The following is an 8,518-nucleotide window of genomic DNA, read 5'->3' as shown; positions in this document are numbered from 1 at the left end:
CGCCGGCGCCCGGCATGCGCGCCAGCGGCGCGACGAGCACCGTGCGCCCGTCGTGCTCCTGTACGTGGACCGCGCGCCCCGGCGCTCCCGCGGCCGCCTCGCGCAACCGCACCCCGCCGGCCGCCGGCGCTGCGGCGATCGCGAACCGGCCCTCCGCCGGCAGCCGCAGCGCCGTCGCCGCCTGGTCGACCAGCTGGCGGTCGTTGCCGTCCGAAGCGAGCAGCCGGCCCATGATCGCGCTGCGCTGCCGCTCCCGCGCGCGAGCCAGCACCGCGCTCTCGTTCAGGTACCCGGTGTGCACACGCACCGTGTGGTACTCGACGGCCTCCCATACCCGCACCGCGCCGCGGGTCAGCCCCGGCAGGCCGTGCGAGGGCACCCGCTCCAGCAGCGCGTTCCACAGCAGCCGGAAGTCCATCCGCACCGCCTGTACCAGCTCGTCCAGCGGAACGCCCTGGTGGACGCGGCGGCGGCCGAGCTCCTCGGACACCGTGAGCAGCCGGTCGGGCACCGGCATCCCGCCGATGATGCGCAGCAGCAGCTCCAGCGACGCGTGCGCGGTGGTGCGCAGGTCGGCGTCTTCGACGACCCCCGCGTATCCGGTGAACGACGCCACCTCGGCGGTGTAGACCGCCACCAGGTCGTCCAGCTCGTCCAGGCAGTCGCGGACGGCCGTGCGCAGCTCGGGAGACGGCGGCGGAAGGAGCAGCGGATCCCCCGGCTCGGGACCCTCGGTGGTGGGCATATGCACAGTATGCCGGTTCGAGTCCGCGGCGAATGGTCATTGTGCGCCACGCCTCATCCGGGCGACGCTGAGGAGCCGAGGGGGAGACCGCCGACGAGGAGGACGGAGCCGCATGCACGTCACGCCGCGAGAGCAGGAGCGGCTGCTGGTGTTCGCCGCAGCGCAGCTCGCCCGCACGCGCCTCGCACGGGGGGCGCCGCTCGGCGCCACCGAGGCCGTCGCGCTGGTGTGCGACCAGATCCAGGAGGACGCCTGGGACGGGCGCACCCTGGAGGAGGCCATCGAGCGCGCCCGCACCGCGGTGCCGGCGGAATCGCTGCTGCCCGGGGTGGCCGCCGCCGTCCCGAGCATCCAGATCGAAGCGCTGTTCCCGCACGGCACCGCGCTCGTGCACGTCGACGCCCCGTTCGGCCCGCCCGGTCCGGACGGCCCCGGCGCGGTCCGCACCGGCGCCGAGCCGGTCGAGATCGCCCCCGGCCGGCCGCGCCGCAGCCTGGAGGTCCGCAACACCGGCCCGCGCCCGGTCTGGCTCTCCTCGCACTTCCCGCTGGAGGAGGCCAACCCCGCGCTGGAGTTCGACCGCGGCGCAGCGTCCGGCTACCGGCTGGACCAGCCCGCGGGCACGTCGCTGGTCTTCGGCTCCGGCGAGACCCGCACCGTCGACATCGTTGAGCGAGGAGGCCGCCGATGAGCCGCATGGACCGCCGCGAATACGCCGACCGCTACGGCCCCACCACCGGCGACCGCATCCGCCTCGCCGACACCGACCTGTGGGTGCGGGTGCAGGGCGACGACACCGACCCCGGCGACGAGATGCTCGGCGGCTGCGCCAAGACCGCCCGCGACGGGCTGCTCGTCACCGGCCGCGCGCCGCGCGACAGCGCCCTCGACATGGTGGTGCTCGGCGTCGTCGTGATGGACCCGGTGGCCGGCGTCCGCAAGACCAACATCGGCATCAAGGACGGCCGCATCGTCGGCCTCGGCCGCGCCGGCAACCCCGACTCCGCGGACGGCATCGAGCTCGTCGTCGACTCGCACACCGCGATGGTCACCGGCGAGGGCCTCATCGCCACCCCGGGCGTGGTCGACTCGCACGTCCACCTGTCCAGCCCCGAGGTGGTGCCCGCCGCGCTCTCCGCCGGCGTGACCACCATGGTCGGCATGGGCATCGGCGGCGTGTGGGACGTCGGCGCCAACCCCGCCGCCAACCTGCACAACCTCATCGCGGGCTGGCGCGACGCCCCGATGAACGTCGCCTTCCTCGCCCGCGGCTCCTCCTCGTCGAAGGAGCTGCTGGAGCGCGCCGTGCTGGCCGGCGCCGGCGGCTTCAAGATCCACGAGGACTGGGGGGCCACCCCGCGCATCGTCGACACCTGCCTCGGTGTCGCCGAGCAGACCGACCTGCCGGTCGCGCTGCACACCGACACCCTCAACGAATCGGGCTACCTCTCCGACACGCTGCTCGCCACCCGCGGCCGCACCGTGCACGCCTACCACGTGGAGGGCGGCGGCGGCCACCCCGACCTGCTGGAGATCGTCTCCCAGCCGCACGTGCTGACCTCCTCCACCACGCCCACGCTGCCGCTCACCCCGGCCACCGTCGCCGAGCTGCTGCCGATGACGATGACCGTGCACCGCGGCCACCACCACGTCGGCAGCGACGTCGACATCGCGTCCAGCCGGGTGCGCGAGCACGCCATCGCCGCCGAGAACCTCCTGCACGACCAGGGCGCCATCAGCATCGTCAACTCCGACTCGATGGGGATGGGCCGCGTCGCCGAGACCGCGCGCCGCACCTGGCAGCTCGCCCACGTGCAGGCCCACCTCGCCGGCGAGGCCGGCCCGGACGCCGACAACACCGACCGGGTGCTGCGCTACCTCGCCAAGATCACCCTGAACCCGGCCATCGCCCACGGCATGGCCCACGAGGTCGGCTCGCTGCGCCCCGGATCCATCGCCGACGTGGTGCTCTGGCGCCCGGCCGGCTTCGGCGCCCAGCCCGAACTGGTCCTCAAGTCCGGCTTCGTGGCCTGGGGCACCACCGGTTCGGGCTCCGGCTCGACCCGGCTCACCCAGCCGCGGGTGATGAAGCCCTACTTCGGCGGCCTCGGCGCCGCGCCGCGCCGGCTGTCCACCGTCTTCGTCTCCGGCGCTGCGCTGGAGGACCGCGCCGCGCGCGAGGCGCTGCCGTCCGGACCCCGCTACACGGCGCTGCGCGACAGCCGCGGGCTCACCCGCGCCGACATGGTCGCCAACACCGCGGTGCCCGACGTGCGGGTGCCCACCGGCCCCGACCCGGTCTTCATCGACGGCCGCGCCGTCGACGTGCACCGCGCCGCCGACCTGCCCCTGACCCGACTCCACAACCTGGCCTGAGAATGCTCGACCTGAAACTCACCAACGCGCGCATCCGCACGGTCGACGGCGCGCGCCCCACCGCGACGGTGCTGGGCGTACTCGCCGGCCGGATCGCGGGCCTCGACGAGGAGGTCGCCGACCTCCCCGCGCGCACCACCGTCGACTGCGGCGGCGCCGCGGTCGTCCCCGGATTCGGCGACGCCCACAACCACATGGCCTGGTTCGGGCAGTCGCTCGGTGAACTGGACCTGCAGCACACCGCAACCCTCGACGCCCTCTATGCCGCGGTCGCCGACCGCGCGTCCACCGCCCCGCACGGCGAGTGGATCGTCGGCTCCGGCTACGACGACACCGTGCTCGGCGCGCACCCCGACCGGGCCGGCCTCGACCGCGCTGCCGGCGGCCGCCCGGTCTGGCTCAAGCACCGCTCCGGCCACATGTGCGCGGTCAGCAGCGCCGTCCTCGAACAGGCCGGCGCCGCCACCGCGGACGCGGCCGACTCCGCCGAGCCCGAAGGCGGCGTCATCGTCCGCGACGGCGCGGGCGCGCCCACCGGGCTGCTCCAGGAGCGGGCCCAGGAGCTGGTCACCGCCCTCGTCATGCCCTACCCGGCGGCCGACCTGGCCGCCGCCATCGGCCGCGCCTCCGCGGTGTATGCGGCCGAAGGGCTCACCCACGTCACCGAGGCGGGGATCGGCCGCGGGCTGATCGGCCGCAGCCCCATCGAGGCCGCCGCCTACCAGCGCGCCCGCGACGCCGGCCTGCTGCGCACCCGGGTCGAGCTGATGGTCGCCGCCGACAACCTGCACCCGATCGCCGGCCACGCCGACGACGCCGAGACCACCGGTATCGACCTCGGGCTGCGCACCGGGTTCGGCGACGACCGGCTGCGGCTCGGCCCGATGAAGATCTGGCTGGACGGCTCGCTGATCGGCCGCACCGCCGCGGTCACCGACCCGTTCTGCGACCACGGCCACGGCACCGGCGTCTACCAGAACGGCCCCGAGGAGATGCGGGCGCTCATCGTCGCCGCGCACCGCTCCGGCTGGCGGGTGGCCGCCCACGCGATCGGCGACGAGGCGATCGACCTGGCCCTGGACGCCTTCGCCGAGGCGCAGCGCGCACTGCCCCGCCCCGACGTGCGGCACCGCATCGAGCACGCCGGCGTGGTCCGCCCCGACCAGATCGGCCGGATCGCCGAACTCGGCGCCGTGCCGGTGCCGCAGCCGCGCTTCCTGCACACCGTCGGCGACACCATGGCGGCGGCACTCGGTGCGGAGCGGCTGCCGTGGATCTACCGCGTCCGCTCCTTCCTGGATCGCGGCGTGCGCGTCCCCGGCAGCTCCGACCGGCCGGTGGCGCCCGGCGCGCCGCTGCTCGGAATGGAGTCGCTGGTCGAGCGGGTCAGCAGCGGCGGCGCGGTGATCGGCGCCGACGAGCGGACCACCGCCGCCCAGGCGCTGCGCGCCTACACCGCCGACGCCGCCTGGGCCAGCTGCGACGAGCACCGCCGCGGCACCCTGACCCGGGGCAAGCTGGCCGACCTCGCAGTCCTGGACCGCGATCCGGTCGAGACGGCCGGGGACGGCATCGGCTCCATCCGCGTCCTCGCCACCGTTGTCGGGGGCGCCTGCGTCTACGGAGCCGACGCCCTGCCCGGGCTGGAGGACACCGCCACAACGGAGTGACGGCACCGCCTCCGCCGGCCGCGGCCCCAGGCCGCGGCCGGACCCGCCGCCGCGCTGCGGCAGCGGGAACCGGCGCCCGACGCCGGGTGCCCCCCGCCGTCCCCCATGCACGACCGGACCCGACGGGGTGCCGGAAAGGAGACCAGCAGACATGAGCGACCTCGAACCAGCGGCGCACGGCGCCGCCGGTACCGACGCGGGCAGCACGCCCGTCGTCAGTGCGCGCGACTCCGGCAGGATCGCCTTCGCGGCGTTCGTCGGGACCGCGCTGGAGTGGTACGACTACTTCCTCTTCGGCACGGCCGCGGCCCTCGTCTTCAACCGCCTCTACTTCACGACGATGGACGCGACCGCGGCCACGATGGCCGCGTTCGCCACCTTCGGTGTGGGCTTCGTCGCCCGCCCGCTGGGCGCCGTACTGTTCGGCTGGATGGGCGACCGGATCGGGCGCCGGCCGGCGCTGCTGATCACCGTCGTCGCCATCGGCGTCGCCACCGGCCTGATCGGCCTGCTGCCCGACTTCGCCGCGATCGGCATCGCCGCGCCGCTGCTGCTGGCCCTGCTGCGCCTGGTACAGGGCGTCGCGGTCGGCGGCGAATGGGGCGGCGCGGTCACCCTCGCCGTCGAGCACGCGCCGCCGGAGAAGCGCGGCCGCTACGCCGCGCTGCCGCAGATCGGCTCGCCGGTCGGCACCCTGCTCTCCTCCGGTGCGTTCGCGCTGGTGCTGCTGATGCCCAGCGACACGTTCGACGCCTGGGGCTGGCGCATCCCGTTCCTGCTCGCCTTCCCGCTGCTCATCATCGCCGTCTACATCCGCCGCAAGGTGGAGGAGTCGCCGATCTTCGAGGAGCTGGAGCGCCAGGAGGAGCGCGCGAAGATCCCTGCGGTGGACGTGTTCCGCCAGGCGTGGGGACGCCTGCTGATCGGCATCGCCTCGGCGTTCCTCGGCGTCGGCGGCTTCTACATGATGACCACGTTCGCCATCAGCTACGGCGCGGACACCCTCGGGCTGTCCCGCAACCTGATGGTGAACGCGACCCTGGTCGCGGCCGTCGTGCAGATCGCCGTGATCGTCGTCGCCGGCCGGTTCGCCGAGCGGGTCGGCCCGGGCCGGCTCACCGGCTGGGGCGGCCTCGCCACCGCGGTCGTCGCCTTCCCGGTGTTCTGGATGATCGACACCGAGTCGCCGTGGATCGTGGTCGCCGCGGTCGCCCTCGGCGTCGCCGTGCTCTCGATCGCCTACGCGGTCTCCGGCGCGCTGCTGACCGAGCTGTTCCCCGCGCATCTGCGCTACAGCGGCGTCGCTCTGGCCTACAACATCGCCGGAGCCCTCAGCGGCTTCCTGCCGATGATCGCCACCGCGTTCCTCGCGACCGCCGGCGGCTCCTCCTGGAGCGCGGCGCTGATCCTGCTGGCCGTCGCGCTGATCACCACCGCCGGCGGCTTCGCCGGCGAGCGGCTCAGGGTCACAGACGAGGTCGTCGTCCGCTGACCGCAGCACCGTCCGCCGGGGCCCCGCACGCGTGCGGGGCCCCGGTCTGCTGCTCCGGGTCAGCCGCCGCGCAGCCGTGCCACGTGCACCGCGATCTGGGTGCGGTCCCGCAGGGCCAGCTTCCGCAGGATGCTGCTGATGTGGTTCTTTACCGTCCCCTCGGTGATGAACAGGCGGCGGGCGATCTGGCGGTTGGCGGCCCCCTCGGCGACGAGGAGGGCCACGTCGCGCTCCCGCTCCGACAGCGCGTCCAGGCCGGACGGGGCTCCGGGGCCGAGTCCGGCCACCTCCGGCGCGGGCGGAGCGGCCGTGTCCTGCGCGGCCACGTGTGCGACGAGGCGGGCCGCTGCAGCCGTGCCGAGCACGGTCTCGCCGCGGGCCGCGCGCAGGATCGCCGCCACGAGCTCCTCGGGCGGGGTGTCTTTCAGCAGGTAGCCCTTTGCGCCGGCGCGGAGCCCGCCGAAGATGTCGGCGTCGTCGTCGAAGGTGGTGAGCACCAGGGCGGGGAGTCCGGGGTAGGCCGCCTGCAGCCGTTCGATCAGTTCGATCCCGCCCATGCCGGGCATGCGCAGGTCGACCAGTGCCACATCAGCGCCGGTTCCGGTGCCCGGACCGCCGGCTCCGTCCTCCGGCGGGGGAGCGGCGGCTTCGGCTGTGCCGAGCCGCTCCACCAGGGCGAGCGCCGCGGCGCCGTCGGCGGCGTCGCCCACCACCTCCACCTCGGCTTCGATCTCCAGCAGCTTGCGGAGCCCCTGGCGCATCAGCACCTGGTCGTCGACGATGACGACGCGGACCGGCCGGTGCGCTCCGTGCGCGTTCACCGGGCTGCTCCCGCACCTGCACCGGCGGGGTGCCGCGAGGAGGGCTTCGCCGGCCGGGGCGCCCCCGCGGGCCGGAGGGGCAGGACGGCGCGCAGCGCGAAACCGCCGCCGCTGCGGGTCCCGCTGTGCAGCGCCCCGCCGAGCGCGGCGACCCGCTCGCGCAGGCCGCCCAGGCCGAATCCGGCGGCGGCACCGTCCGCGCCGCGCCCGTCGTCGACCACGCTGACCTCGATCTCGGCCGGCGCGCACACCAGGCGCACGTCGATCCGCTCCGCCGCGGAGTGCCGCACGGCGTTGGTGAGCCCCTCCTGGACGAGGCGGTAGCAGGCCAGCTCCGCCTCCTCGTCCGGGGCCGGCCACGCGCCGGAGCAGGCCACCCGCACCCGGGGCGTACCGCCGGGCGTGTCGAACGCCGCGGCCAGCGCCCGGACCGCCTCCGGCCCGGCGCGCCCCTCTAGGGAGAGCGGACGGAGCGCGCGGACCCAGCGGCGCGTGTCGGCGAGGGCGTCGGCGGTGAGCCGCTTCGCGTCGGCGACCTCGTCCCAGGCGGCGTCGGGTCGCGCGGTGCGGAAGCGCTCGGCGTTGGCGAGGCCCATGGTGATCACGGTGAGGTGGTGGCCGATGGAGTCGTGCATCTCGCGGGCCATCCGCGCGCGCTCCTCGGCGACGGCGAGGTCGCGCACCCGGTCGGCGGAGCACCGCAGCTCGGCGTGGGCCTGCTCCAGGGCGCGGTGCGCCTGCCCGAGCTCGACCAGCAGCGCCCGGTTCCGTTCGGCGCGGTCGCGGGCCACCAGCAGGCCCGCGAACAGCAGCAGCACGGCGAGCACCGTCCCCAGCAGAGCGAAAGACTCGACGAGACCGCGGGCGAGCGAGCCGCCGGACAGCGGGAACAGGGCGGCGGGCACGGCCACGACGGCGGCGGCGACCGCGACGGCCCGCCGCAGGCCGAGGACGACGACGGCGTTTCCCAGGGCGAGGCTCAGCATCACGAACACCGGCGGCCCGCCGGAGGTTGCCGTGACGGTGAGCGTCGCCGCGAGGAACCCGGCCCACACCGCGAGCGGGCGGAGCCGGCCGGCGGCGTCCGGACCCCAGCGCAGCAGCGGCCAGAGCAGGCCGGCGCCGGCGAGAGCGGCGACGTGCACGGCGGCCAGCAGGCCCGGCGGGGCGCCGGGCGCCGCGGCAGGGTCGCCGACACCGGCCGATGCCGCGGCCACCAGGAGCACGGCGCCCAGGTGGCCGAGGAAGGCGCCCCAGAAGAGCAGCGCCACGGCGCGGGGCGCGCGGCCGGAGGGGCCGAGCGCCACCCAGCGGCCGAGGGCCGACTCGCCGTCGTCCGCGGCCCCGGGGGCGGCGCCCGGTGGCGGCGCGGCTGCGTACTCGGGCATGGCCCGAAGCTAACACCGCACCGGCG

6 protein-coding genes and 1 pseudogene are annotated in these 8,518 nt (G+C 75.6%); 4 read left to right on the top strand and 3 right to left on the bottom strand.

Annotation, left to right across the window (positions count from 1 at the left end; all coding sequences use genetic code 11):
* Nucleotides 1-745: pseudogene (locus ACYVGT_RS26225) on the bottom strand (PucR family transcriptional regulator); the annotation flags it as partial.
* A 112-nt stretch (nucleotides 746-857) separates the two neighbouring features.
* Between ACYVGT_RS26225 and ureA the strand changes: the two are divergent.
* The 4 genes from ureA to ACYVGT_RS26205 all read left to right on the top strand — a co-directional run bounded on the left by ureA (nucleotide 858) and on the right by ACYVGT_RS26205 (nucleotide 6,283).
* A complete protein-coding gene (gene ureA, locus ACYVGT_RS26220; RefSeq protein ID WP_460863087.1) occupies nucleotides 858-1,436 on the top strand; it encodes an urease subunit gamma in 579 nt (192 codons plus the stop codon).
* Nucleotides 1,433-3,121, top strand: coding sequence for an urease subunit alpha (locus ACYVGT_RS26215; protein ID WP_460863086.1), 1,689 nt, complete (start codon nucleotides 1,433-1,435; stop codon nucleotides 3,119-3,121). The genes ureA and ACYVGT_RS26215 overlap by 4 nt, the downstream gene beginning before the upstream one ends.
* Before the next feature lie 2 nt (nucleotides 3,122-3,123).
* Nucleotides 3,124-4,791 (top strand): amidohydrolase, encoded by a 1,668-nt coding sequence (locus tag ACYVGT_RS26210; protein WP_460863085.1) that lies wholly within the window; start codon nucleotides 3,124-3,126, stop codon nucleotides 4,789-4,791.
* Between the two features lie 151 nt (nucleotides 4,792-4,942).
* Nucleotides 4,943-6,283 (top strand): MFS transporter, encoded by a 1,341-nt coding sequence (locus tag ACYVGT_RS26205; protein ID WP_460863084.1) that lies wholly within the window; start codon nucleotides 4,943-4,945, stop codon nucleotides 6,281-6,283.
* Between the two features lie 59 nt (nucleotides 6,284-6,342).
* Here the strand turns inward: ACYVGT_RS26205 and ACYVGT_RS26200 are convergent, their stop codons facing one another.
* Both ACYVGT_RS26200 and ACYVGT_RS26195 read right to left on the bottom strand, forming a co-directional pair.
* Nucleotides 6,343-7,044 carry a LuxR C-terminal-related transcriptional regulator gene (locus ACYVGT_RS26200; protein WP_460863088.1) on the bottom strand — a complete coding sequence of 234 codons (702 nt, stop codon included), beginning with the start codon at nucleotides 7,042-7,044 and terminating at the stop codon, nucleotides 6,343-6,345.
* 56 nt (nucleotides 7,045-7,100) lie between these two features.
* The gene (locus ACYVGT_RS26195; protein ID WP_460863083.1) at nucleotides 7,101-8,492 is read right to left on the bottom strand and encodes a sensor histidine kinase; all 1,392 of its coding nucleotides are present in this window, start codon (nucleotides 8,490-8,492) and stop codon (nucleotides 7,101-7,103) included.
* Nucleotides 8,493-8,518: the final 26 nt, after the last annotated feature.

It is taken from the genome of Nocardiopsis coralliicola, from assembly GCF_054779695.1.
The sequence above is the reverse complement of the archived record's forward strand: the minus strand, read 5'-3'. Positions and strand labels throughout refer to the sequence as shown.

What these genes read in the sequence shown, in the direction of transcription:
- ACYVGT_RS26205 (WP_460863084.1), top strand. Translation starts at nt 4,943, where the DNA reads ATGAGCGACCTCGAACCAGCGGCGCACGGCGCCGCCGGTACCGACGCG.
- ACYVGT_RS26200 (WP_460863088.1), bottom strand. Translation starts at nt 7,044, where the DNA reads ATGCGCCAGGGGCTCCGCAAGCTGCTGGAGATCGAAGCCGAGGTGGAG.
- ACYVGT_RS26195 (WP_460863083.1), bottom strand. Translation starts at nt 8,492, where the DNA reads ATGCCCGAGTACGCAGCCGCGCCGCCACCGGGCGCCGCCCCCGGGGCC.
- ACYVGT_RS26210 (WP_460863085.1), top strand. Translation starts at nt 3,124, where the DNA reads ATGCTCGACCTGAAACTCACCAACGCGCGCATCCGCACGGTCGACGGC.
- ureA (WP_460863087.1), top strand. Translation starts at nt 858, where the DNA reads ATGCACGTCACGCCGCGAGAGCAGGAGCGGCTGCTGGTGTTCGCCGCA.
- ACYVGT_RS26215 (WP_460863086.1), top strand. Translation starts at nt 1,433, where the DNA reads ATGAGCCGCATGGACCGCCGCGAATACGCCGACCGCTACGGCCCCACC.